This is a genomic window from Candidatus Nitrosotenuis chungbukensis (assembly GCF_000685395.1).
Lineage (GTDB): Archaea > Thermoproteota > Nitrososphaeria > Nitrososphaerales > Nitrosopumilaceae > Nitrosotenuis > Nitrosotenuis chungbukensis.
The window spans coordinates 112,660-137,677 of sequence record NZ_AVSQ01000020.1 but is presented as its reverse complement, the minus strand read 5'-3'; the positions used below and the strand labels follow the sequence as shown (position 1 = coordinate 137,677).

At 44.2% G+C, this 25,018-nt stretch carries 27 protein-coding genes; 16 read left to right on the top strand and 11 right to left on the bottom strand.

Annotation, left to right across the window (positions count from 1 at the left end; genetic code table 11):
• The first annotated feature begins 194 nt into the window (after window positions 1–194).
• The 4 genes from NKMY2_RS10350 to NKMY2_RS10345 all read left to right on the top strand — a co-directional run bounded on the left by NKMY2_RS10350 (window position 195) and on the right by NKMY2_RS10345 (window position 7,146).
• Entirely contained in the window at window positions 195–2,114 is a 1,920-nt protein-coding gene (locus tag NKMY2_RS10350; protein ID WP_052347688.1) for an ice-binding family protein, read from the top strand.
• 208 nt (window positions 2,115–2,322) lie between these two features.
• Window positions 2,323–4,518, top strand: coding sequence for a beta-propeller domain-containing protein (locus NKMY2_RS08735; protein ID WP_042687160.1), 2,196 nt, complete (start codon window positions 2,323–2,325; stop codon window positions 4,516–4,518).
• 46 nt (window positions 4,519–4,564) lie between these two features.
• The gene (locus NKMY2_RS08730) at window positions 4,565–5,161 is read left to right on the top strand and encodes a hypothetical protein (protein WP_157832513.1); all 597 of its coding nucleotides are present in this window, start codon (window positions 4,565–4,567) and stop codon (window positions 5,159–5,161) included.
• Window positions 5,162–5,229: 68 nt separating this feature from the next.
• Entirely contained in the window at window positions 5,230–7,146 is a 1,917-nt protein-coding gene (locus NKMY2_RS10345; protein ID WP_052347686.1) for an ice-binding family protein, read from the top strand.
• 67 nt (window positions 7,147–7,213) lie between these two features.
• On the opposite strand, the gene NKMY2_RS08720 is transcribed toward NKMY2_RS10345, so the two are convergent.
• Both NKMY2_RS08720 and NKMY2_RS10815 read right to left on the bottom strand, forming a co-directional pair.
• The gene (locus NKMY2_RS08720; protein WP_042687155.1) at window positions 7,214–7,615 is read right to left on the bottom strand and encodes a M67 family metallopeptidase; all 402 of its coding nucleotides are present in this window, start codon (window positions 7,613–7,615) and stop codon (window positions 7,214–7,216) included.
• A 2-nt stretch (window positions 7,616–7,617) separates the two neighbouring features.
• Window positions 7,618–8,892, bottom strand: coding sequence for a cupredoxin domain-containing protein (locus tag NKMY2_RS10815; protein WP_042687153.1), 1,275 nt, complete (start codon window positions 8,890–8,892; stop codon window positions 7,618–7,620).
• A gap of 312 nt (window positions 8,893–9,204) precedes the next feature.
• On the opposite strand from NKMY2_RS10815, the gene NKMY2_RS08710 reads away from it, so the two are divergent.
• Window positions 9,205–9,435, top strand: coding sequence for a hypothetical protein (locus NKMY2_RS08710; protein WP_042687150.1), 231 nt, complete (start codon window positions 9,205–9,207; stop codon window positions 9,433–9,435).
• Window positions 9,436–9,483: 48 nt separating this feature from the next.
• Here the strand turns inward: NKMY2_RS08710 and NKMY2_RS08705 are convergent, their stop codons facing one another.
• The gene (locus NKMY2_RS08705) at window positions 9,484–10,359 is read right to left on the bottom strand and encodes a matrixin family metalloprotease (RefSeq protein ID WP_042687148.1); all 876 of its coding nucleotides are present in this window, start codon (window positions 10,357–10,359) and stop codon (window positions 9,484–9,486) included.
• A gap of 274 nt (window positions 10,360–10,633) precedes the next feature.
• Between NKMY2_RS08705 and NKMY2_RS08700 the strand changes: the two genes are divergently transcribed.
• Window positions 10,634–11,527, top strand: a complete 894-nt coding sequence (locus tag NKMY2_RS08700) for a heme o synthase (protein WP_042687146.1) — start codon at window positions 10,634–10,636, stop codon at window positions 11,525–11,527.
• Here the strand turns inward: NKMY2_RS08700 and NKMY2_RS08695 are convergent.
• Genes NKMY2_RS08695 through NKMY2_RS08680 form a run of 5 tightly spaced genes read right to left on the bottom strand, consistent with a single transcriptional unit; the run spans window position 11,524 to window position 15,659 of the window.
• The gene (locus tag NKMY2_RS08695) at window positions 11,524–11,829 is read right to left on the bottom strand and encodes a hypothetical protein (RefSeq protein ID WP_042687144.1); all 306 of its coding nucleotides are present in this window, start codon (window positions 11,827–11,829) and stop codon (window positions 11,524–11,526) included. The genes NKMY2_RS08700 and NKMY2_RS08695 overlap by 4 nt on opposite strands.
• Window positions 11,830–11,834: 5 nt before the next feature.
• The gene (locus NKMY2_RS08690) at window positions 11,835–14,006 is read right to left on the bottom strand and encodes a CDC48 family AAA ATPase (protein WP_042687141.1); all 2,172 of its coding nucleotides are present in this window, start codon (window positions 14,004–14,006) and stop codon (window positions 11,835–11,837) included.
• 5 nt (window positions 14,007–14,011) lie between these two features.
• Window positions 14,012–14,293: an elongation factor 1-beta gene (locus tag NKMY2_RS08685; protein WP_042687139.1), complete on the bottom strand. Its 282-nt coding sequence runs from the start codon at window positions 14,291–14,293 to the stop codon at window positions 14,012–14,014.
• Between the two features lie 4 nt (window positions 14,294–14,297).
• Entirely contained in the window at window positions 14,298–14,474 is a 177-nt protein-coding gene (locus NKMY2_RS10555) for a zinc finger domain-containing protein (protein ID WP_076613418.1), read from the bottom strand.
• 48 nt (window positions 14,475–14,522) lie between these two features.
• Entirely contained in the window at window positions 14,523–15,659 is a 1,137-nt protein-coding gene (locus NKMY2_RS08680) for a geranylgeranyl reductase family protein (RefSeq protein ID WP_042687138.1), read from the bottom strand.
• Between the two features lie 94 nt (window positions 15,660–15,753).
• Between NKMY2_RS08680 and pth2 the strand changes: the two genes are divergently transcribed.
• The 6 genes from pth2 to NKMY2_RS08650 all read left to right on the top strand — a co-directional run bounded on the left by pth2 (window position 15,754) and on the right by NKMY2_RS08650 (window position 21,989).
• A complete protein-coding gene (pth2, locus tag NKMY2_RS08675) occupies window positions 15,754–16,107 on the top strand; it encodes a peptidyl-tRNA hydrolase Pth2 (RefSeq protein ID WP_042687417.1) in 354 nt (117 codons plus the stop codon).
• A gap of 45 nt (window positions 16,108–16,152) precedes the next feature.
• Window positions 16,153–17,715: an NHL repeat-containing protein gene (locus NKMY2_RS08670; protein ID WP_042687135.1), complete on the top strand. Its 1,563-nt coding sequence runs from the start codon at window positions 16,153–16,155 to the stop codon at window positions 17,713–17,715.
• The gene (gene truD / locus NKMY2_RS08665; RefSeq protein ID WP_042687133.1) at window positions 17,712–18,908 is read left to right on the top strand and encodes a tRNA pseudouridine(13) synthase TruD; all 1,197 of its coding nucleotides are present in this window, start codon (window positions 17,712–17,714) and stop codon (window positions 18,906–18,908) included. Before NKMY2_RS08670 ends, truD begins: the two co-directional genes overlap by 4 nt.
• Before the next feature lie 69 nt (window positions 18,909–18,977).
• Complete coding sequence (locus tag NKMY2_RS08660; RefSeq protein WP_052347684.1) at window positions 18,978–20,153, top strand: glycosyltransferase; 1,176 nt, start codon at window positions 18,978–18,980, stop codon at window positions 20,151–20,153.
• A gap of 62 nt (window positions 20,154–20,215) precedes the next feature.
• A complete protein-coding gene (locus NKMY2_RS08655; protein ID WP_042687131.1) occupies window positions 20,216–20,452 on the top strand; it encodes a hypothetical protein in 237 nt (78 codons plus the stop codon).
• 43 nt (window positions 20,453–20,495) lie between these two features.
• On the top strand, window positions 20,496–21,989 hold the full coding sequence (locus tag NKMY2_RS08650; protein WP_042687129.1) for a thioredoxin-like domain-containing protein: 1,494 nt from the start codon (window positions 20,496–20,498) through the stop codon (window positions 21,987–21,989).
• A 24-nt stretch (window positions 21,990–22,013) separates the two neighbouring features.
• Here NKMY2_RS08650 and NKMY2_RS08645 read toward each other — a convergent pair whose 3' ends face one another.
• Window positions 22,014–22,214 (bottom strand): hypothetical protein, encoded by a 201-nt coding sequence (locus NKMY2_RS08645; protein ID WP_042687126.1) that lies wholly within the window; start codon window positions 22,212–22,214, stop codon window positions 22,014–22,016.
• Window positions 22,215–22,468: 254 nt separating this feature from the next.
• Between NKMY2_RS08645 and NKMY2_RS08640 the strand changes: the two genes are divergently transcribed.
• Complete coding sequence (locus NKMY2_RS08640; protein ID WP_042687124.1) at window positions 22,469–22,894, top strand: hypothetical protein; 426 nt, start codon at window positions 22,469–22,471, stop codon at window positions 22,892–22,894.
• 279 nt (window positions 22,895–23,173) lie between these two features.
• Window positions 23,174–23,860 (top strand): hypothetical protein, encoded by a 687-nt coding sequence (locus NKMY2_RS08635; protein WP_042687412.1) that lies wholly within the window; start codon window positions 23,174–23,176, stop codon window positions 23,858–23,860.
• Between the two features lies 1 nt (window position 23,861).
• On the opposite strand, the gene NKMY2_RS08630 is transcribed toward NKMY2_RS08635, so the two are convergent.
• On the bottom strand, window positions 23,862–24,104 hold the full coding sequence (locus NKMY2_RS08630) for a hypothetical protein (RefSeq protein ID WP_042687121.1): 243 nt from the start codon (window positions 24,102–24,104) through the stop codon (window positions 23,862–23,864).
• A gap of 115 nt (window positions 24,105–24,219) precedes the next feature.
• Here NKMY2_RS08630 and NKMY2_RS08625 point away from each other — a divergent pair, with 115 nt between their 5' ends.
• Together NKMY2_RS08625 and NKMY2_RS11030 are read left to right on the top strand one after the other, a co-directional pair.
• Complete coding sequence (locus tag NKMY2_RS08625; protein ID WP_157832511.1) at window positions 24,220–24,654, top strand: hypothetical protein; 435 nt, start codon at window positions 24,220–24,222, stop codon at window positions 24,652–24,654.
• A gap of 5 nt (window positions 24,655–24,659) precedes the next feature.
• Window positions 24,660–24,785: a hypothetical protein gene (locus tag NKMY2_RS11030; protein ID WP_255347574.1), complete on the top strand. Its 126-nt coding sequence runs from the start codon at window positions 24,660–24,662 to the stop codon at window positions 24,783–24,785.
• Here the strand turns inward: NKMY2_RS11030 and NKMY2_RS08620 are convergent.
• Window positions 24,780–25,013 carry a hypothetical protein gene (locus NKMY2_RS08620; RefSeq protein ID WP_042687119.1) on the bottom strand — a complete coding sequence of 78 codons (234 nt, stop codon included), beginning with the start codon at window positions 25,011–25,013 and terminating at the stop codon, window positions 24,780–24,782. The genes NKMY2_RS11030 and NKMY2_RS08620 overlap by 6 nt on opposite strands.
• Window positions 25,014–25,018 lie beyond the last annotated feature (5 nt).

The window sequence follows — 25,018 nt, the reverse complement described above, 5'->3', positions numbered from 1 at the left end:
GCTTATCAAAATGGGAACTTGAATCAATCTTAAGTGTCTAGACTTGGATTGTGATATTGCCGTTATTTTGGTTGGCAGAAAATCTACATGTGATTTCAAAGGATGTAGCCCATTATGTTGACAAGCCTGTCGATAACACTGACAAAAATGTCCGCACTGCTTAATAATGCTAAGAACAAACAATTGGTATCATTATGAAGAAAATTCTCATACTTCCAGTACTTGCTGTAATTTCTATTCTGTTTTTCTCTATCCCTACTGCCAATGCGGCGGATCCCGACCTTGCAGGGCTTGACAATTTTGCCATTCTTTCTGATACCTACACTAACACCAATCCGACCACACTAACTGGGGATCTTGGGTATCGTATACCGCCTGATCCTATTACGACTACTCCAACATTATCTAATGGTGTGGTGATTGCGTCTCCTAGTACTGCCTATAGCACGGCAATAACAAAACAAGGTGAACTCTTTCTTTCCTTAAACACTGAATCTGATACGGGAGTTTGTACAACAAACCTTGCCGGCGCAACTGACTTGGCCCACGTTGTAATTCCAGGAATGCCTGCTGTTGGAACCCTGACACCTGGAATATATTGCATCAGTGGTGCTGTCTCTATACTCTCACCAGGAATTATTCTTAAAGGCGACGGAGTTTACATCTTCAGAATAGATGGAGCAATTAGTACCGTAACAGGATCAGTAGTTACGCTAGACGGTGCAAATCCTGACAAGGTATTCTGGGTGCCATCAACATCAGCACATGGAACATCGCTTGCAACTGTCACTACTTTTGCCGGTAACATAGTGACTCTTGGACCTACTACATTATTCGTCGATGTAACCATGAATGGAAGAATCTTGTCTGGTGGACCAAACGCAGCAGTTACTACATCCAATGATGCAATTACAGCTCCACTAGTTACAATTGCACCCCCTATTCCTATCGTAGAATCAGAAGACTGTGTTGATTGTATCCCACCTACATTAGGCTTGGATAGTAATAGTGTACGCAGAGTAGATCAAGGCTTTTCATATAATGGCAAGTCATCAAATGTGGAATTATTCTTAACGCCTCTCCAATTATCAACAACCAAAATCGGAGATGTAAACAAGGCCGTTTTCAAGATATACGAAGCCGGCGGACCAAACGAAGTAAGACATTTTGAAATGATCTTCGGTCTGGCTCAAGGACAAATACTTGGCGATAGCAAGGTTAGGATTGAACTAGACAGATCATGGGATGGAATTGATACCGTCAAAGTCATAGACCCGGAACATTCCTTAAAAGATGTCAAGGTGGAAACATCAAAAGGGGCATGTAAGGCAGCGGCAGTTTTCACAGAGGATTGTCTGATTGTAACTGTTTATCACACATTTGCAGCACCGCTTGACTTTAACATCATTGCAACTAAAGTATGGGACGAACACCTAAACTCATGGAATAACTACTTTACTCCTGGAGTCAAGGCAGTAGATTCATTGACAACTGAGCCAGTGCCGATTCCAATAATTCCTACTGGAATGAAAGTATTGATTTCTGATTTAACCATCACAAAATCTCAAGTAAAGATAGGGGATACTGTACGGGTGTCGTTCAAAGTTACAGATGACAATGGAAATTTCATCCCCTGGGTTACCCCAGATGTTGGCATTTGCAAAGTATCTGCAGTAAAGCCACACTATGTTTTGGTTACGCCTAAAAGCCCGCTGGCAAACGACAGCGACTGTCCTTTCTTCCAGTCTGACTTTCTATCGTCTTCTAATGCCTACAGCATAAACATGATTATCCCGCAAGGCATCAAGGAAGGAAAATACAAACTCGATGTCTGGGCAGATCCTGATTACATTGGACCGTATGGCGTCATAGGAGCTCACAAATCTGTTGACATTACTATCGTTGGTGGAACTGTTGTACCAGTTGTTCCCACTCCTGTTAAAATCATCAAGTCCCCACTAAAACAAGTCCAGTCTGGAACTGTTGTTGACGACGTGGAGTGCAAAGAAGGTCTTCAATTCGTAATCAAGGCAAGTAATGGAGCTCCTGCATGTGTCAAGCCTGCAACTAAAATAATCCTAATTGAACGAGGCTGGGCAAAACCACAAGCCTAGACTTGCGTACATTGGACTAGTATCAATCAAACATTCAAAGGTATGATGCTGAATAATTCTAAAATGTTATCGTGAATTTGAAAATACATTTGATAACTTGGAATGTTTTGGTTCAATTCAAATTTAATCAAACCTCTTATAGTTTTTTGATCACTGATCATACGATGTCTGCGCAAGCCTTAACCGTTGATCCGGGATCTGATCAGTATTGAATTTTAAAATTATTAGTGTTATAGCTGCGCTTTCTGTTGTAGGATCTTTGGGACTTTATTTTGCATTGTCCACTTTAGGTACCACCGACACACCGTATGCTGTGCCGCCGACAATTTTTGATACCAAACCCATCTCACTTGACGATTCACAGGAAATAAAGAAATTTTCCTCATACGATGAAATCAGCAAATTCCTGCAGGATGCGCAGATGACAGGCATACAGCAGTATACTATGCGTGAAGGGGGATTTCAAGATGGAACTGTATTTCCATCCCCTTGGAATTCTGGCAAAAATGTGGCAACCTCTGATCAATTTGCACCAAGACCAGACATACCAATGGAATCTCCGCCATCTGGTTATGATGCTGAAATGCCAACCCACTCTACTACAAACGTTCAGGTCAAAGATGTGGACGAGCCTGACTATATCAAAAACGATGAAAAATATGCCTATATCGTATCTGGCGACAAACTCACAATTATAGATGCATATCCTGCGGAAACTGCAAAAATCGTACTCAAAGTCGGCCTTGACATACCTCAGGGGCAATCACTTCAAAACATTTTCCTAAACAAGAATCTGCTTACTATATTCTACCATGGCAGTCAGGAAATGGACTATATCCAGGAATATGGTTTTGCGCCGTCCAAGATTTACACGCCACTTACACACATCACAATACTTGATGTGTCTGACAAGGAAAACCCGGAGATAGTCAAGGATTATTCCGTTAATGGATACTATACCAGCGCAAGAATGATTGGAGGCGTGGTCTACATTGTCACTGTAAATGACGCAAACATCCCACGACCGATCATCCCAATGGTGCGCGAGCAAGACACCGTTCTTATCAGCCCGCCAATATACTATTTTGACAATCCTGATCAATACTATAATTTCAACACCGTAACTGCAATTGATATCTTCAACAACAAGATAAACGCAGAAACTTTTCTGATGAGCAGTGCAGGAACAGTCTATGTGTCAAATGACAACATCTACATCACGTATCAGAAAAACACGCCGTACCACTACTACCAGGATATGGAAAAAGACAGATTTTTCAACGCCATACTCCCTTCACTCCCGCAAGACATCCAGGAAAAAATCAAAGCGGTGATTTCTGATGTTACAATACCTCAGCAGGAAAAATGGAACCGCGTCTCTGATCTATTGCAGGATGCATACAACGGACTGTCATCATCTGACAGGTCAAAGATGTTCCAAAAAATCCAAGACGCCATATATGACTATGACACCAAATTGCAACAGCAGATGCTCAAAACAGTGGTGCACAAAATTTCCATAAGTGACATCTCGCTAAAGTATGTGGCAAAAGGCGAGGTGCCAGGCAGGCTGCTCAACCAGTTTTCAATGGATGAGTCTGGGGACAGATTCCGAATTGCCACGACATCTGAATACTATAATCAGTACAAGACAGTTCAATTCAACAATGTCTATGTCTTAGACGAATCCCTAAACCAAGTCGGTAAACTCGAAAAAATTGCCGAAGATGAGACAATTTATTCGGCAAGATTCATGGACGATAGGCTGTATCTTGTCACGTTCAAGAGAATTGATCCATTCTTTGTAATTGATCTATCCAATGATACGCCAAAAGTACTTGGCGAACTGAAAATCCCAGGATACTCTAACTATCTGCACCCGTATGATGCAAACCATATCATTGGAATAGGAAAAGAGACAAAGGACAACCAGTATGGCGGAACAGAGATACTGGGAGTCAAGGTGGCACTGTTTGATGTAACTAACGTGTCAAATCCAAAAGTAATTGATGTCAAGACAATAGGGAAACAGGGTGCAGACTCTGAGGTGCTGTCTGATCACAAGGCGCTACTGTTTGACAAGGAGAAAAACATCCTATCCATCCCAATTACTGAGCAGGGAGAAATGTACACTATGGATGCAAGATATTACGAGACCCGAGTGTGGAGAGGATTCTATGTGTTTGGGATTAATCCATCTGATGGCATTACGCTAAAGGGAATGATCAGTCACTCTAATGGCACAGGATACGACTATTCCATGCCGTCAAGATCGTTTTACATCGGCGATACCCTGTACACTGTGAGCTCTAATCTGATAAAGATGAATGATTTATCGGATTTGCACGAAATCAATGAATTGAAACTAAGGGATACGGCAAAGATTGTGCAATATGTCAAGTAAGAACCCGTGGAATGCTTTAAGAGTTCATTCCAACGATGTATCTGTATTGAAATTATTGATTTTTACCGTACTTGCGTTATTTGTGGTGTTTGGTGCAGGATCAGCAAGCGCGCAATCCTCCGATGCGTCTGATTCTAACCTCTCTTCAAAATATACGTATGATGTGATTTCGGAATTTGTTTTAAAATTAAATCAAGATGTGGTGGTAACCGACGACATCATGATGAGATTTTCAAACGTCACAAGCGATTCTAGGTGTCCATCTGATGTCACGTGCATCTGGCAGGGCGAAATACGCATACAAGTTGATGTAAAAAAAGAAAACACTGCCTTTGAAAGCATCGTTCTTGGAACTGATGACGTGATTCCTGTTTTTGGCAAGTATTTCATTAGGCTGTTAAAAGTAGAGCCGTACCCTCAAAGTACGCATCAAATACAACAAGACGAATACGTCGCAACACTGGCAATTACAAAAATTAACAAAATCCTATCTCCGCTACAGCAATTCAAGTCTGGGGTTTCCATTGATAAAATACAGTGCAAAGAAAGCCTTCAGCTTGTAATCCGCGCAAGTGATGACAGCCCAGCATGTGTGACGCCTGCAACAAAGGCAAAACTCATTGAACGCGGCTGGGCATACTGACAAACTTGTCAATAAAACTAACACAAATGTAAGCGTGACTTAATAATGATGATTGCAAAAATGCATTAGTGATAACTATAAAGAAAATTCTCATACTTCCAGTACTAACTGTAATTTCTATCATGTTTTTCTCCATCCCGACTGCCACTGCAGCAGATCCAAGCCTTGCTGGAGTCGATAACTTTGCCCTTTTCTCTGATACCTACACCGATACCAACGGGGGGACTCATCTTAACGGTGATCTTGGCTACAATGTAGCACCTGCAGAATTTCCGATAGTTTCGGGAGTGACAATCACATCTAGTAATCCTGCATATACTACTGCACTGACATCTGTCAATAATCTCTATACATTCGTAAACACTCCGGGACAATCTGGATCTTGTACCACAACAATTGGAGTACAAACTACCCTGGATAATCTTGTAGTCGGGGCAAATCCTCCTGGAACTATACCACCCGGAATCTATTGTATTACTGGTGCCGTTGATATTCTCACTAGCATCACTCTTAGTGGTGATGGCATTTACATATTTAGAATAGCTGGCACGCTTGGCACAGCCCAGTTTTCAACGGTTACACTAGACGGTGCACAATCTGACAATGTATTCTGGGTACCAACTGGCGGAACAACAATCGCTGATGACAGCAGGTTTGCAGGCATCATACTGACACATGCAGCTACTACACTACTTAATACCGTGGTGATGGATGGAAGAATCTTGTCTAGTGGCGCAGTTACTACCACCGGACCTTCTAGCACAATTACACCTTCATTGGTTACAATTGCGCCGCCAATAGTTGTCGATGAAGTACAGAGCAGTGACTGTGTTGACTGTGTTCCTCCGACATTAGGATTGACACGTGACAGCGTACGCCGAGTGGATCAGGGCTTTTCATATAATGGCAAGTCATCAAATGCAGAATTATTCTTAACGCCGATTCAATTGGCAACAACCAAGGTTGGGGATGTAAACAAGGCAGTTTTCAAGATATATGAAAAAGGCGGACCTGACGAAGTAAGGCATTTTGAGTTGATCTTTGGTTTGGCTAAAGGACAGATACTTGGCGATAGCAAGGCTAGGATTGAACTAGACAGATCGTGGGACGGAATTAACACCATCAAAGTCATAGACCCTGAAAATTCCCTGAAAGACGTTAAAGTAGAAACGTCAAAAGGTGCATGTAAGGCCGAAGCCGTTATCACAGATGACTGTCTGGTTGTAACTATTTATCACACATTTGCAGCACCGCTTGACTTTAACATCATTGCAACAAACGTGTGGGACGAGCATAGAAACGCATGGCAAAACTACTTCTCCCCTGGCATCAGGGTCGTCAGCGAGTCTGCAATTGTACCGACTGATGAGCCAATACTCCCAGTAATTCCTGCTGGAATGAAAGTAGTGATTTCTGATCTGACACTTACAAAATCAAACGTGATGGTGGGCGAAACAGTGCGCGTGTCATTCAAGGTAAAAGATGATGCCGGAAACACCATCCCATGGGTTACTCCTGATGTTGGAATTTGCGAAGTATCTGCCGTCAAGCCCCGCTATGTCCTAGTCACGCCTAAAAGCCCGTTGGCAAACGACAGCGACTGTCCTTTCTTCCAGTCTGATTTTCTGTCATCTTCTAGTACCTACAGTGTAAACATGGTTGTTCCAGAAGGCATCAAGGAAGGAAAATACAAGCTTGATGTCTGGGCAGATCCTGATTACATTGGACAGGTTGGTGTCATAGGAGATCACAAGTCTGTTGACATTACTATAGTTGGTGGAACTGTGGTACCAGTTGTTCCCACTCCTGTTAAAATCATCAAGTCCCCCCTAAAACAAATCCAGTCTGGAACTGTTGTTGACGACGTGGAGTGCAAAGAAGGCCTTCAGTTCGTAATCAAGGCAAGTAATGGAGCTCCTGCATGTGTCAAGCCTGCAACTAAAATAATCCTAATTGAACGCGGCTGGGCAAAACCACAAGCCTAGACTTTACGAACATTGGGCTCAATCTAGTGGTATCGGTCCTGCGATTTCTAACTTTCCTTAAAATGACTTAGATTATTTTTATAGAAACATGTGCTAGGCTTGATTCTAAGATGTATGCCTTTAACTCATCGCGCTTGTTTGAAAATATCATCCACACAACTGGATTTCCAACCATGAATTCCTTGTCTGTCAAAGAGGGAACTGCCTCCGAATGCGGATGGGAATGAAATATTCCGATGACATCTAGTTTTTTTTGCTCTGCCTCTTTGTATCCTTTGAGTAATTCCTCGTTTGAAATTGTAAAGTTTATTGGGGATTTCTCCATGTTTTCTGCCAAAAAGATGTCCTTTACTGTGCATGTTCTGGAATCGTCAGTCCCAAACAAAAGCGCACATGACTCGTTTGGAAAATTACTCTGTGCGTGATTTACAAGAACTTTTTTTTGATTTTTTGTAAGAACTATTTCCAAACTTATTCTGCGATGACTTTTCCAGTCATCCATGGGTGAACCATGCAATAATACGGATACTCGCCGCTTGATTCAAACTTGAATGAAAATGCTTTTCCTGCTGGAAGTAAACTGCTGTCAAATACTCCGTCTGGAGTTACATCTATGCCGCTAGTTACTGTGTGTGCAGCTGTATCGTCATTTGTCCATGTTACTGTGTTTCCAGTCGTTATTGTTACGGAACTTGGTATGAAGCATTCATCGGTTGCCTCACATCCTGGGAGAGACGAGCCTGCTGGAATTGAAACTATTGTCTCAGTTTCGACTGGCTCTTCTACCTGTTCTTCTGGAATGATTGGCGCCTGCTCTACTGGCGTTTCAGTCGGCACTTCTGGCACTTGGGTCTCATCTGGAATCACTGGAGTCTCGATTGGCATCTGTTCTGGAATTACTGAGTTTGGATCAGTTGCCGTTGCTCCTTCTGCAAGCCTTTCTCCTGACTCTTCTCCTACCAACTCAAATGATGCTGTCATCCATGGGTGGACTATGCAGAAATAATCGTACTTGGCAAGCTCCAACGGCGCAGTGTCCAGTCTGAATGCGTCGCCTGGACTGATGAGGCTTGAGTCAAACGTGGCTCCGGCATCTGCAGCACTGGTTACTGTGTGTGCCGCCATGTCGTCGTTTGTCCATTCGATGACGTTGCCCATTGGCACCTGTGCCATGTCTGGATCATAGTCTGGATTTCCCTGCATGGAAGAGTCCTTGAGAATTGAAATCTTGAACACTGGCGCAGTCGATACTGGCACTTCTGGTACGATCTCTTCCTCAACTGGCGGTGGTACAAGGTACTGGGACGGACCCATTAGGCCAAAGGCGACATAAGATGCAATTGCTGCTCCAACTGCTAGTATGAAAATTATTGATACGGGTTTTGCATATTGGGGCATCTTCATGGTTACATATGCAATTACGATTGCCGGCACCGCTATTATCAGCATGACTCCTGCAAATGTCGGAATTGTTGTTACCGAGTTAAAATTAAGCGCTGCAAGCCCAAACGAAAAGGAAATTCCCAAAATTACCAAAGTAGTCGCCTTTGCTTTGTTGCTCGTCGATACTCCTCCCTCTAAAATTCCTGCAGCCAAAAAGATCAAACCCAAGAAAAGTGTAAGCCCTGTTAACGCATGCATTCCATCGATAAACGTGTGAGCTATTCCTGAATATGCAATAGTAACACCTGTTATGCCTATGGCGGTAAGACCCATCCCAGGCATCATGAGGTCCCAATTACTCATTTGTGCTTGATGCCTAATGTGAGGTACTTATTCCTTTTGCACCGCGATCGACTCGAAGAAACTAAATGCCTGTAATTGGATTGTGGTACAATCCTGCGGAATTTTGCTGCAATTGACCTTGGAGTGACCCCCGGGTTCTTTCCGTTTTGCATACATCTGGTTTGCCGTTTGGCCCAGATGGTGGGTTTTTTGGATATGTGAGTTAATCGTGATTTTGTGCTGCGACAAAATGCATGTGTTTAGTCGGGGCAAATATTTTGTTTAAAACGATCATCAAATAATTAATCTTGATCGTATGCGCATTGCTGTCAAATGCAGCCTGCCAATAAAACCAGAATCGCCTTGATAGTTGGAATCGGCCTTATTATTTCCGTTGCGTCCCTAATCACACTGCCTTTCATGAACTCGCAATCCTCAGTGGAAAAAGTTTCTCATGAAACCCTCAAAAAGCTTGAATCTTCTGAAAGAAAAATCATTGGTTTTGCCGTACAGGAAAAAACAGAGTTAGAATCCAAAATTGGCGGAAAAATCAAGATTCCATAACATGATTTTGTTTTCTATGCTTGGCTTGTTGGATTATTCCAATATCTGTTAGTTGTCGTACTCCAAACTGTCTGCCTTTTCAACAAGTTCTATTATCTGTGATATCTTTTGTTCTGCTTTTTTTGCGTAATCATACGATGATTTGAATTTGATGTATGATTCATAGTAGTCTAACTCCAAAACGAATGCACCGCCATCAGCCTGCATTTTTTCTGCGCTGTTTAGATATTTTTTTGCCCACCAGAACGAAGTCCAAGCATCATCAAATGACTCGTTTGATGCGTTACCCTCGTAGGTTCTGGTGTTTAACAATGTCTGGGTCTCAACTATTTTTGATTCAAGTGGAAGAATTTTTTCACTTGCCATCTCTTGGTATTTTTCTGATCTGATCTGCCAGTTTGCGACACTGCCTGAGACCTGATTGACCTGCTCTGAATCCTGCAGCCATGACTCATAGTCTTCAATTGTTGGATACATTATGTCATTTGGATCTACACTGTGCGGTAAACCCAACGCATGTCCTAGCTCATGTTTTGTTATTTGCAGTACGTACTCTGGAGATGCAAGGTGCCATTCCCTGTCCTTGAAAAATCCAAGCGTGATTGCCATTGTCGGCTTGCCGTACGCGTTTTCTGTGTTAGTCGAATAGTATCCGAGCTTTCCTTCCCCGTATTGGCTTGCCCACTCTACTACAAAGTCTGACTTGTCTACATACTGAACCGTCTCAAACTTGAGATTGGGAGTCTTGTCCTCCCAATACCGTGTGGCGTTTGTCATGACATCCACGAATTTGTCTTGCCAGTGCTGCGGCATACTTTGCACGTACACGTGAACTGTCTCTGCCTTGGCATGTGAAATCGAGCCTGCGCTAAACAAAATCAAGACTGACATGACAGCTGCAATGTGTATGGGATTGGTGCTCAAATACGCCCCATCCAAATTCTAAGACTCATTTTCATATTCTAAAACAAGATGCCATATAGGAACTCTGGAATTTTAGGCGGCTTTTTAATTCCAAACTGGAAAAAACAGAAGTGCTAATCCTGTACTCAGGGGGAACCTGAAATGGCCAGTAATCCTCAGAGTCGGTGTGTCACAGCTATCTGAGGTGTGCTGACACTGGAAAACATTGGCGGCAACCGAAGAGGTAACAGAGCCAACTAGAAATATATGCCTAATTAGGCCACTTTCAAAGAGTTTGGGATTAAAAGAAGTATTAGAAATATCAAAGCCGCGTATAGTAGTACTGCTTGTCATTACTGCAGTCACGTCAATGTATGCCGCAAGCAAGCTAGTCGGCCCTGAGCTTAGCTTGACTGGGCTGTTCCACATCATAATAGCAGGAGCACTGGCGTCTGCAGGATCAAGCGCGCTTAATCATTATTATGACAAGGACATCGATCCGCTCATGAAAAGAACAAGCACCAGGCCTATACCGTCAGGACGAATGAAGGCAAGCCATGTTCTATTTTATGGAATCGCAGTAAGCGTCGCATCTGTGGTGTATGCGGCACTCACGCTGAACTGGACTTCTACGTTCTTCATAGGACTTGGAATATTTTTTTATGTCATAATCTACACCGTGTGGCTCAAGCGAAACAATTCTTCAAACATAGTAATTGGCGGATTTGCAGGAAGTGCCGCATCGATGGCAGGCTGGACTGCCGCCACCGGCTTTGTGCCGCCATACGGGATTGACCTGCTGGGCTTTCTTGTGGGATTTTTGGTGTTTGTCTGGACCCCTTCGCACTTTTGGTGCCTTGCAATGAAGATACGGGACGACTATGCAGAGGCAAAGGTCCCGATGCTACCAGTATTGGTAGGAATGCACAAGACGTCAAAATACATCTTGGTGAACACTGCAATTTTACTCCCGTACTCTCTGGCGCTATCCTTTATTCCAAACGGGCTTGGAATAGTATATTTCGTAATTGCCGCAGCAAGCGGAGGCCTGATGCTGGTGTATCATTACAAGCTTACCAAGAATCCGACTTCGGATTTTGCATGGAAGGCATACAAGGTAACTGCCCCGTACCTGACAATAATTTTCGTAGCTATTGCGCTTGACGCCGCGTTTCACTTTAGGTTCTAGTTCTCTTCTTCGACGCCTGGAAATGAAGCCTCGTAGTCTTTTTCCATAGTCTCCCTGTTCTGCTTTTCGTACTCGTCCTCTTCTGCTTCCTGGACTGCGACCTCGACTCGCCTGGTGTCTTTTGTAAGCCACGACACTTTGACTAGCCCCATTATCTCCAAGTCGAGCAGGATTTTGTTGAATCTGTCCTCTGGCAAGGTGAGGCCTGATTTTATGAGGCTCTTGTTTAAGGCCTCGTCTGTCATGGAGGTCGCACTCTTGATTTTTTCATATACTACGTTTCTTAATGGAAGTTCTGTCATGTTTGTTAACCGTAAAAGGTCTTGTCTATTGGTTTGGGAACTACGTTAGAAATAGTTTCCCTTATTGCGGTGTACCATTGGTCTACCTCCTTTGTGATTGATGGCTTGATCTTCTTTAATGCCGCTGAAAAGTCAGAGCTTCCAATCTTGGCAGAGTTGTTCTGCATTGCATGCACTCCTGCCTCTCTGCAGAGGGCTACTAAATCCGCGCCAGTGTAATTTTGCGTGGACACTGAAATTTCCTCCAAGTTGACATCGTCTGATAGCGGCATTTTTTCTGTCAGTATTTTGATTATCTCCAACCTTCCCTTCTCGTCTGGCTGCTGCACGAAAAGTACCGGCTCTAGCCTTCCTGGCCTTAGCAAGGAGTGATCAAGCAAGTCAGGCCTGTTTGTTATCCCGATTACCACAACTCTTGCGGAGCCGCTCTCCTCCATTTCAGTTAGTAGCTGACTTAGTATTGTCTGTCCTATCCCCGCCTCTTCGCCTGACTTCATTCTTGCAAGTGAGTCCATCTCGTCAAAAATTATTACGCATGGCGCAGATGTCTTTGCCTTTCTGAAAATTTCCCTGATTGCCTTTTCTGATTCCCCAATCCATTTTGATAGGATCTCTGGCCCTCTGACTAGTATCATGTTGCTTCCGCTCTCTGTTGCGACTGCCCTTGCAAGAAGTGTCTTTCCGCATCCTGGCGGTCCATACAGCAGGACTCCCTTTGGCGGCTTTATGCCCATGTTGTAAAACTTTTGCGGCTCTTTTAGTGCGACAATCAAGTTATCCTGCAGTGTCACCTTTACGTCCTCTAGGCCTCCGACCTCGTTCCAGAAGACCTTTGGTCGCTCAACGTAAAACTCCCTCATCGCAGTTGGGACCACCTCGTGCATTGCATCGTAAAAGTCCTGTATGTTGATGTCCATTTTCTGCAACACTTCGGCTGAAACCTTTTCAGTTTCCAAGTCGATATCTGGAAGGTACCTTCGAATTGCCTTTAGTGCCGCCTCTCTGCACAATGACTTGATGTCTGCGCCCGTGTATCCGTGCAATTCCGATGCGAGCCTCCTTGACTCTACGTCTTCTGCAATTGGCATTCCGCGCGTATGAATCTGCAGTATCTCGTATCTTCCGTCTGCGTTTGGGACTGACACCTCGATTTCCCTGTCAAATCTCCCGGGTCTTCTAAGTGCGGGATCCACGCTGTCCGGCCTGTTTGTCGCGCCGAGCACTATCACGTTTCCCCTGTCAGTCAGTCCGTCCATCAGGGCAAGAAGTTGAGCCACTACTCTTTTTTCAACATCGCCGTATGCCTCCTCCCGTTTTGGGGCAATCGCGTCGATTTCGTCAATGAATATTATGCTAGGCGAATTGTCTTTTGCCTCTTTGAATATTTCTCGGAGCTTCGCCTCTGTCTCTCCGTAGTACTTGTTCATTATTTCAGGGCCGTTAATAGAATACATGTTTGCCTCAGACTCGCTTGCCAAAACCTTTGCAATGAGCGTCTTTCCGCATCCGGGCGGTCCGTACAAAAGAATCCCGCTGTGCGGCTCGATTCCAAGCCTGTCGAAAATTTCAGGATGTCTGAGTGGGAGCTCTACTATTTCCCGCATCACCTTGATCTCGTTTCTAAGTCCGCCCACCTCGTCGTATGTTACGCGAATCTTTTTGTCAGTTACCTTGTCTGACGATATTGAAAATTCCGTCGTCCTGTCTATGGTGACGATTCCCTTTGGCACTGTCTTGCTAATTTTGAAATCCATCGAGTTTCCAAGTATCATTACAGAAATCTCGTCTCCCTGGCAGAACGGCAGTCCCTTGAGGCGGTTCTTTACAAAATCTGTAAACTCTTTGTCTACCGTCACGACATCGCTTACCGGGAGCAGGACGATTGTTTTTGCAACCTTGGTTGCGGCTTTTTTAATTTTTACAACATCGTTTAGCGCGCTGTTAATGTTTTTTCTTGTCTGGCCGTCTATTCTTACAACATCTGGGAACTTGTCGTCCTCATCTGTAGGCCATGCAACTGCGCAACTTGTGCGCTTGCCTGTAATTTCAATAATGTCACCGGGATTTACCTTGAGAAAGTCCATCGCATCTGGGCCGACCCTTGCCCGTTTTTTTCCGACGTCCCTTTGCTTTGCCTCGCCTACTCGCATTTGCAAAGGTTCGTCCTTGCGTGCCAATTAGCTCACTTCACATCTACTGATTTTCTGCTCATGTTGAGCACTTCGAACTCGCTTACGCCGTCGACTGATCTTACTGCGTTTTCCAAAAGGTCCATCTGACCTTCCTTGTCGTCTAGTGTGAACTCTGCCTTGATATAGTACAAACCAAAAGCCAGCGGCTCTTTTGTGTATCTTTCCAAGGTGATTCCTGCATCTATTTTTGATTGAACCGCCTTTGCCAAGATATCCAAGTCTATGTCCGTTCCCGTCGGAAGAATCTTTGTAATTAAGAGTAAGCGTGCCATTTTTCTATGGTCCTTGAAAACCACATGATCCACAAGTGTATGTTCTTGCCGATTCTCTGCAGCTCTCACATCTCCAGATTAGGACTGCGCCACATTCTGGACAGTTAAACTTGACACACTTGTCGTTTGGCATGATGTGTCTGTGACAGCAACTGCATACTGGAAGTGCCAATGTTGACATGTAGCTGTTTTTTCCGCTTCTGCATTTATAGCTTGCTTAGTATTTGTGCTAGCCTAGGAGCTTTCTGATTTCCGCACCGAACATTGTCTGCGCCACTTTGAGCGAGCCCTTGAGGCCGAGCATCTTTATGATTGCAGATGTATGAAAATCAAAATCGTCATTGTTTGAAATGTCTGCAATCATCTCAGGTGTGAGGGCGTCAAATATCGCATCTATTGACTTGTTGTCAAGTCTTTCGAGCATCTTTCTTGCAAATGACTGCCTTTCAAACTCTTTGCCAAATTTCTCAATCCATGCCTTTTGGTATGATTCCAGATCGTCCTGTTTCTTAGTTTCCAAAAACTTTGAGATTGCTCTTCCTGCATAAATCCCCCCAATTCCGCACGAGTATATGCCGCCTGCAGTTGTGGGCTTTGACTGTCCTGCAGCATCGCCGACTATTACCGTGTTCCCTGAAACGAAATTCTCAATTGGCCCGTTCACCCAAATTGGGGCAAAGACCTTTCTGATTATGGAGTACTTGCCCTTCTGGTCAAGAAATCTCTCCAGCGTCTGCATTGCGTTTATGCCGCGCCCTGCAACCCCTACCTTGCCTGTTCCACCGCACGACGGAATTATCCACGAAAAGAATCCTGGATATTTTTCTGCATCCAGAAACACCTCGACTTTTCCTTTTTCTATCCAGTCTGCATAAATTTCGTACTGCGCTGACTGGAGAATTCCTGTTCTGTCCTTTTGGGCCAGTGCCGATACTCCGCGCGCATCGACTAGTATCTTAAAATCAATTTCGCCTGACGTAGTGATTGCTTTGTTTTCCCTTATCTCCTTAAGCGACGTCTTTACTCTGATCTCTGCTCCGTTTTTTTGCGCCTGGCGCGCTATCTGCTTGTCAAGCTCGCGTCTGTTGATGACTGATATGTTTTGTTTTTTTGCATCGATTGTTATTTTTTTGCCGCCTGGGGCGCTGACCTCGGCGCGCACAATCGGACTGTCAAATGTCTTGCCTGACGGAATTATCCCAAGCTCCTCAAGGCCTGACGTGCTGACTAGGCCGCCGCAGTGCTCTGGGGTGCCTATCTCAAAGTCCTCCTCTATCACAAGCACGCTGTGCCCGCTTACTGCAACCTCTCTTGCGCAAAACAAGCCAGCGACACTGCCGCCTGCAACTACAACATCGTAGGACATTTCGTTGTTTTTTGGCTTGGATTAATTTAATTCATCGCAGCATGCGCAATGATTGCCTCAAAAGTTTTTCAATGGACTCTTCGTCAGTGTATCAATGGTCTCAATAAAGCAGGTGATTGTGGTGAGAAACGACCTTGGTATGGGAAAGGGAAAAATTGCAGCCCAGGTGGGACACGCATGTGTGCTTGGCGCAGAACATGTCCGCAAGTCTCATCCTGCCTGGTTTGAAAAGTGGTGGGGAGGACAAGCAAAAATCGTGCTAAAGGTAAACGACAACAAGGAACTAGACCAAGTAAAAAGGGCCGCAATCGAGCTTGATCTTCCGTGGTCCGAAGTCACCGATGCGGGGCACACACAGATTGCGCCAGGTACTGTTACGTGCATTTCGATTGGACCTGCACCTGAAGATCTGATTGACAAAATAACGCGCGACCTCAAGTTGTTGTAATTTTCTCAGAATAAGATATAACGAGGTAAGCCAGATTCTGACGTATTGAAGAAAAAAGGAGTAGCAGTGGCGGTATTTTTTGCAGTAATTCTTTTGGCATCAACTGCTACATTTGCGTTTAACTCAAATCCGAAAAAAACAGACGACGTGTCAATTACTGGAACTCCAATGGATAACTTTCCAGACGAGCAAAGGGAAAAGTTTTGTGAGACAGGAGATGCAAAAAGCAGCGCATACGTGACCGAATTTAAGATCCCGACAAAATGCACCCAGCCGCTGGCAATAACTACTGATGATAATGGCATGGTGTGGTTTGGCCAGACAAATACTGGCAAAATGGCCAGATTTGATCCGCAGTCAAAGCAGTTTGCAGAATTTGACAACCCTGGATGGCCAAAACAAGGCCGCTCTATGTTCTGGGGGATTGCATATTTTGACGGGGACATCTGGTACACTGACGATGCATACAATTCTATTTGGCAGTTTTCCACGTCTGAGAAAACATACCAGAGGACAAACTATCCTACCGTCGAGGACTCGCTTCCGCACCACCTGAAAATACAAAACAACAAACTCATCGTAAATGATTTTTACGAAAGCAAAATCAGCGTACTTGATATCGTGGAGACTGGGCAAAACGGCACATACGTCAACATCCCGTCCCCAATACCTGGCTCGTTTACAAGCAGCTTTGACACTGACTCGCAAGGAAACATCTGGTATACAAACTGGATACTAAAGCAGGGCGGTGCACTGGTAAAATTTGACTATAATGAATTCTTGGAATTTATCGCCTCACCACAAATGACCAATTCGACGGCGGCGCAGTTCTCAGACGTCTTTGACCTGCCGCCGACACTTGGCACCCCGATAGGACTGTCCGTTGACGGCAGCGACAACATATGGATGGCCGACACGTCGAGCAGCTCGTTTTTCAAATTTGATTCTCAAAGTGAAACGTTCACAAGGTACGTCACGTCTGATCCAAACCCTTCAGTTTATGGCAACGCGACTGGGCTGATAAGGTCCCCGACCAGCGGACCATACTGGACACAAATTGACAACGGCAAGCTGATCTTCAACGAGCAGCTTGCAAACGCAATAGGTGTCTTTGACATTGCCACTGAATCTCTTGTTGAATACAGCGTGCCGTCAAAGAACCCCAACTGGTCTGACTGTGGAAATATGGATGAATGCGGAATCGCCCAAGTGTTTGGATTTGTATCGTCTGGCGACAAGATTTGGTTTACAGAGTGGGTGGAGAACAACATTGGCGTGGTCGATACGACAAAAGCACTGCCTTTTGATGTGCAGGTGTCAAATACGGATGTTGCTTTGGCAAAGGGAGGCTCGGCAGAAATCCAAATGCAAATAACTCCAAATGAAAACACCGAAGCTGCAATTTCCCACAAAAACACATCCCAGTTTAGCGATATCTCGGTGACAATCCCGTACACACAAGTAGATTTGACAGCATCAAATCCGCAAACGATTCCAGTGTCGATAAATGTAAGTGACTTTGCACTGCCTGGAACATACAAGGTCTTGCTGTCTGCAAAGACGCCCGATGTTACGGTGTCCAAGTTTGTTACCGTGACAATAGAGTGATCCCAAAAATAGACTCTGACATTGGGATCTCAGTGTACACCACCAAGTATCCTGGGTGCGGAGGAAAAATCAAGGTGCGAAATGATGATTTCAAAGTATCTGAGGTCTTGTCGCAAAAAACACTAGACTCTGTCACTCAAAGCGAGGGGTTTGCCATCTACAAACTAAAAAAATCCGGAATCGACACAAACCATGCACTTGAAACAATTTTCAGAAAGTTCGGCGTCCACCTAAAGGCGCTGGGCCTGAAGGACTCTTCTGCAGTAACTGAGCAGTTTGTGTGCTCGCTTGGGCAAAACAAATCAGTCCCGAACTATGCTGACGGCAAAATCTCACTTGAGAAAATTGGGTTTTTGAAAAAACCACTTTCTGCAAAAGACATGGTCGGAAACAAGTTTGTCGTCACGGTGACTGACCCTGAGCGGGACTTTGCTGATTTTGCCGAGTCTGACAGAATTTTTAATTTTTACGGGTACCAAAGATTTGGCTCAAGGCGGCCTGTGACCCACCTGATTGGAAGGGCGCTAGTCCAGCGAAGATTTGACGACGCGATAGCGCTCCTGCTTTCGTTTACATCCGAATATGACTCAGACGAGAACACCAAGATCAGAAAGATCATGTCAGACCCGTCCAATTATTCCGAATCTCTAAAAGTTCTGCCGCACAAGATGGACCTGGAAAGAATAGCACTGCAAGAAATGATAGAGCACAAAGACCCGCAAAGGGCGTTTCAAAAACTTCCCCTGTCAATTAGGCGGCTCTTTGTGGATGCGTACCAGTCGTTTATTTTCAATCTGACTGTCTGCAAGGCATTTGAATACGGCGAGGAACTATTCCTGCCCCAAGACGGGGACGTGTGCTACGGCAAAAACGCCAATTTGGGAAAATACGAGATGGACCCAGGACAGCAGCTTGCGATACCCCTTGTGGGGCACTCTTATTTTAAAAAAACCAGGTTTGACCTGCACATTTCGAAAATTCTCCAAGATGAGCAGATTAATCCAAAGGACTTTTTCTTCAAGGAAATGCAGGAGATAAGCTCAGAAGGCGGGTTTAGAACTGCATCTATTCACTGCACAGATTTTTTAATTGAAAAGAACACTGCCAGCTTTACCTTGCAGCGCGGATCGTTTGCAACGATGGTGATGCGCGAGATAATGAAGCCTGTCGACCCCCTCAAGGCTGGCTTTTAAACGATTTTACTCAAACGTCAACGAGCTTTAATAAAAAATTAATATCCACAAAATCGGGTAAGTGCAAGCATGGCAACAAAGGGAGATCTGGCATATTCAGGCAAACCTCAGGTCTCTATCATAATTCCAACATATAACGAGTCGCAGAACATACTCCAGGTGCTCAGGTCAATTGAGGAGCACATACCAAAAAACATCACCGCGCAAACAATCGTGGTCGATGACAACTCACCGGACGGGACTGGAAAAATTGTTGAAGACTATATGAAAAGTGTCAGAAAAATTGCAGGATACACAATTGACATAATACATCGAAAAACAAAAGACGGCCTCAGCTCGGCAATTCTAAAAGGCATCCAGTATGCGACTGGAAACGCAATAGTTGTAATGGATAGCGATTTTTCCCATCCCCCAAGCCTGCTTCCGAAAATAATTGACGCACTCAAGCAGCCAAAGTGGGACATTGTAATTGCGTCGCGATACGTAAACGGGGGCGCAGTAAAAGGGTGGACAGTAAAAAGAAAACTCCTAAGCAAGGGCGCGACGATGATTGCAAAGCGGGGCCTTGGGGTAAACGCAAACGACCCCATGTCTGGATTCTTTGCGTTCAAGCGCCAGATAATTCAGGGGCTAAAATTTGACGCCATAGGATACAAGATGCTACTTGAGATACTGGTCAAAACAAAGAACGCAAACGTCTTGGAAATACCCTATACCTTTACAAATAGAAAATTTGGCTCAAGCAAGCTAGATGCCCGCACCGTTGTGGACTATACCAAGGCAGTCTGGAACCTGTATAGGTACGGCAAAAAGGCAGCGAAGGAAGAAAAAAGAACATCTGTCAGCTTTTTCTCAAAGGCTGGAAGGTTCTACAGTATCGGCGCAATAGGACTTGTGACCAATTATTTGGTGTCGTCTTTGTTCACAAATGTCGTTTCAAACCTCTGGTATCTGCATGCGACAATAATTGGAATCGTGGTGTCAATGTCAAGCAACTTTGTGCTAAACAAGGTGTGGACGTTTGAGGATCGTAACTTTTCTCCAAGGCACACAATTGCACAATATGCAAAATTCATCGGGTTTAGCTCACTTGGCGCACTTGCGCAAATAGGTATGGTGTACGTGCTAGTTGATCAATACGACATACAATACCCAATAGCGCTCATCCTGGCAGTGCTGTCTACTGCACTGAGCAACTTCCTCTTGAACAAAAAATGGACGTTCAAAGAAAAGATCTGGAGCTAAAGATCCTAACTGCTCCGATCCAATTCATAAAACTCAAATACCTACCAAATTAACGGCTACCGATGGATCCAATATTCATCATAGGCATTGCATTTCTGGTACTGGCAAGCTCAATTGGAGCTTACGTCGTTTATCACAAAGAAGTGGTGATGAAGCCGCTCATACTCAAGGAAAGTGCCGAAATTGAGGCAGCAAGCTGTGATGACATCAAGAAAAAACACGAGCTTGGGCAGTACTGGGCGCTATCCAATTATAGGCAGGCAGCAGCAAAAGTCGCTTCGTGCTTCCCAGACCAGTAGATACCCGTGAACGATTTTTATCTTTCAGCATTTGGCATAAAATATGTTTGAAGGATTTTTTCAGCCGCTTGCAAAGGCACCTGATTTTCCAGAAGGCTTTGAGTGGATTAATGCAGATGAACCTCTGACCATTCCAAAACTAAGGGGGAGTGTAGTCGTTTTGGACTTTTGGACTTATTGCTGCATCAACTGCATGCACACATTGCCAACTCTTGCACAACTTGAGGAAAAATATCGGGAAAAACCAGTCGTGTTCATCGGCGTGCACTCTGGCAAGTTCTTCACGGAACAGGAAGCAAGCAATGTGAAAAGCGCAGTGGCCAGATATGAAATCAGGCATCCTGTTGTGGTGGATAGGGAAATGCAGATCTGGCGCAAGTTCCAAGTCAACGCTTGGCCGACCATTCTGATAATTGATCCTGCTGGGACAATAGTTTACAAGCAGTCAGGGGAGGGGCAAAGAGACGAAATTGATGACACCATTGAGGTCTTGCTGCAGAACCACGCCAAGAAAGGAACGCTTGCCAAAAGCCCCCTTCAAATCCACAACTCTTGGAAAGTCCCAGACCACCTGCTCTCATTTCCTGGCAAGATCTCGATTTCAAAAACAGGCAAAATGGCGCTGAGCGACTCTAACCATAATAGAATTCTAGTTACAGACATTTCGGGAAAAATACTACATGTGATTGGAAGCGGAAAGTCCGGACTTGGGGATGGGGACTTTGCATCTGCCAAGTTTTTCAGGCCTCAGGGCGTGGTGTGGAGGGGAAACGAAATTTTTGTTGCAGATACTGAAAACCATGCATTGAGGAAAATCAACCTTGAGCAAAATCTGGTGGAAACCGTAGCGGGCACTGGAAAGCAAGGCCCGTGGATTTCAGCTGGGGGAAAAGGAAAATCTGTCTCAATCACGTCTCCGTGGGACGTGGCAGTCAGGGACAATCTGATTTATGTGGCAATGGCAGGAAACCACCAAATCTGGACATATGATGCCGAATCCCAAATGATACTGCCGTATGCCGGCTCTGGCCATGAAAACATAATTGACGGGCCGGTGCGTAGTGCACAGCTTGCACAGCCGAGCGGCCTTTCAATATTTGGGGATGATCTATATTTTGCAGACAGCGAAGTTTCCGCAATTCGGAAAATCGATCTTACGTCAAACAATGTAAAGACAATTGTGGGCCGCGGCCTCTTTGAGTTTGGGTATCAGGATGGGAACGTTGATGACGCATTGCTGCAACACCCACTTGGACTGTGCGCAGTTTCAGATACGATATTTGTGGCAGACACGTACAATTCTGCAATACGAACCATTGACCTAAAAAACACCCAAGTGGCAACACTGATTGGCAAGACCGAAAAAAACCTAGTATGCCTTCCTGGAAATCCACAATGTGATATTTTGCCGCTCTATGAGCCAAGCGATGTGGAGTTTTACGGCAACAAACTATACATCACAGATACGAACAATCACCTGATTCGCACATTTGATCTAAGCACCAATTCACTTGATACACTTGATGTCAGAATCTGAATTGCAAAAATGCATTCCCTGTGGCTAGCGCCTTAAGAGAAATATTCCAATTCCGCTGATTATGATCCCAAATGCGATAATTATCATCCCGTTGGAGATCCAGTCCTTATTGTAGTACATAAACGAGGACTCTGGACCAAGCTGGCCTCTTCCCTGAAACTGAAAAATCACTCCGAAGCAAATCAGAATCACGCCGATTATGGTTATTGGTTTTCCAAATCTCATCGACTCTCCTTGAAATCATTTGCTGATAAAGGTACTATGTAATCTAAGAGACCTAATCTAGATGTCATTCCAAGGTCAACATCTAACACGACAGATCGTTTCGATTCCAAAATCGGCCATATGTCCATACGATGTAATTAAAACGGTACTTCAAAATTTGTTTTGAAAAACCGCAAATCTAATTTTGGTTCAAATTGTTTGTTTGTTAAAAACATACAAACCATCTTGAATAGATCATATGTTCATATCATTATATGATGGGTAAAACTGACGATAATATTCAACTTCACACCGCAAAGGAAATCTGTGAACAAATTCTTTATTCTCATTCAAAGGTACGATCGGCATCAATATGCGAGGATAATGGCGTGATCATCTGTTCAGAGCAAAAAAACGACAACGAATCGTTACTTTCACGTGAGGAGGGACACGCATCATTGATTCAAGCAACCGCTAGATTTTTCAATAGAAAGATTCATGATGGCGGATTTGGACAAACCCTGTTTAGCTTAACCATGCATGAAAAGATCGCAAGAGTTGCAATTCCGCTAACTAGCAAGCATGTTATTTTAATGTCGATTGAAAATGATGTAAACCATACTGATCTAATACTGAACGAAATCTATCCCGCCATCATTGAAAAAAGATTCAATGACGTCCCCTCTTTAAAACAAAACTGAGTGGGAGCACTAGCTATCTTTAATCAAATTAGTCTGTAATTTCAAATTTAGTGCGAATTGTCTGGGCAAAGGCTAGTCGAACTAGACTCACCGTCTTTCTTTTGCACTTGTATCTACCAGTGTTGCTAACTGGATACTGCCATGTGCCGTCCAATTGTCCTTGATGTGATGTCTGGCTAATTCTGGAATTTAGGATTTCTTCTGACTAGAGAAAAATTGATTAATCGACCAAATGATTTTTCGTTCTTTTCTTTAATCTAATTTCCTAAAATGTCCAAAATGTACAACTGGAGTGCTGACCTAGATGACCGGCCTAGTGTACCGTACCTTAACGTGATACTTTTTGCAAGCGCTGCGCTTCTTGCCCTCTCACTTTTCCTGATTTTTGCGCCATACATCCAGAAAATAACTACCGAATCTCCGTTTCTGATAGAAATGGCCTACTTTCCAACTGTCTTCATTGGATTTCTTTTTGGAATGAAAATCACAGAGCGTGCAATAAAGCCGTCTGAAATCCGCAGCCCGATAAAACGGGGAATCGTCAAGATAATGCTGTTTTTCTTCATCATTGGGGGGCTCTTTAGCGCTGTCAGTTTTGCGCTTGAGGGCGGAATCATGATTCCGGAAAAATCAATACTTGAGATGGGTCTTGCCCAGTGGGTTACGCAGTTTGTAACACAAAATGGCGGACTCACGTTTCTGATATTGTCTAGCATATCGCTTATGGCGGTGGCGACAAGGAGAATGATAGGTCTTGGCGGGATAGTAAATAGCACATTTACGTTTATTGGAACGTTCATCTTTTTCTCAATGGTGGCGCTCAGCCTGTCCCACACGCATCCGTCCAACTCTCAGGTGTACCTGTACGCGTTTTACCAAGCCGGAATAATCGGGGGTGCACTGTACCAGATGAACAAGATGACATCAAGACTAAATATGTGGGAAGACTACTCAAACGGATACTGATCTAGGGATTGTTCCGTACATTCATCTCTTCATTTAGATCTATTGAGAGATTCTTCCCTTGCTGCGCGCTCTGTTTTGCTTCTTCCACCATCTGCTTGTATTCCATCTGCTTTTCCCTTGAGATGTGGTCTGAATACAAGACGTCCTCGCCTATGGCAAGATACAGCAGGCCGATTGCCACAAGTGCCGCAGATATCATTATCATGGAATATCCGACTGTTCGGTAGTTGTGTGGCTCTGCCATGAACTAACCCAAATTCTAGAGAGATTTATTCTTTTAAATGAATAATCTTTTCCTGCCAGACCCAATTAAAATGACGATTTTCGCTTTATTTTGAGTCCACGTGTATTCCTCTGCAATGCGGTTCCTGGGCGAATCGACACTTGATTCATCCGTACAAAATCATGGCTTGGCAGCTCATTCCAAAGACCAATCATGCACAAAAGAAAAAAGCCACCAAACCGCAACATGGCAGTTGACACTTCAAATTCTAAGCTACGAGTTTCTTGGACCGATCAAATTGTCAGAATGGGGCCCTCCGATGGAGCAGGTAATCTACATTTTGCTGAACCGAACAAAAGACTCATTTCAAATGATTTACGTTGGCGAGTCGGAAAAATCACAGGATGCGGATTTTTTCAAAAAACACGAAAAGTCAAAATGCTGGATTGACTCTGCAGGCTCTGAGGCAAACCTCTACCTTTCGGTATACCCGATGTGGGATTCCACCCCGGATGAAAGAAAAAGACTGGCAGGCAAAATAATTCACAAATACAAGCCGTCGTGTAATTGATCAATATGTCTTCAAAACAGATGGTCTGTCCATGCTGCGGCGCAAAAATGGAAAAATCGCAGGATCTGGGAAGTTCGGTACTGATGAAGTGCTCAGAGTGCGGGCTGTCTGATACCGTTCTCAAGTCATGATCTGATTTTGTTTTTTACATCAAACAATTGCAGCGTGATGAGGTCAAGTGCCTTCTTTAGGTGCTCAAACTCGTTTATCGAGTGCATCTGGCCCTCGACTAGCCTTCTTAGCACCTTGACTGTTCCCTTTTGAAACTCGTCGGCGGCAATTATCTCAAGGGCGTTTAGCTTGGACAGCAAGACGTCGAGTTCTTTTTTCATGTCCTCTGCAGACTCGTGCTTTTTCATCAAAA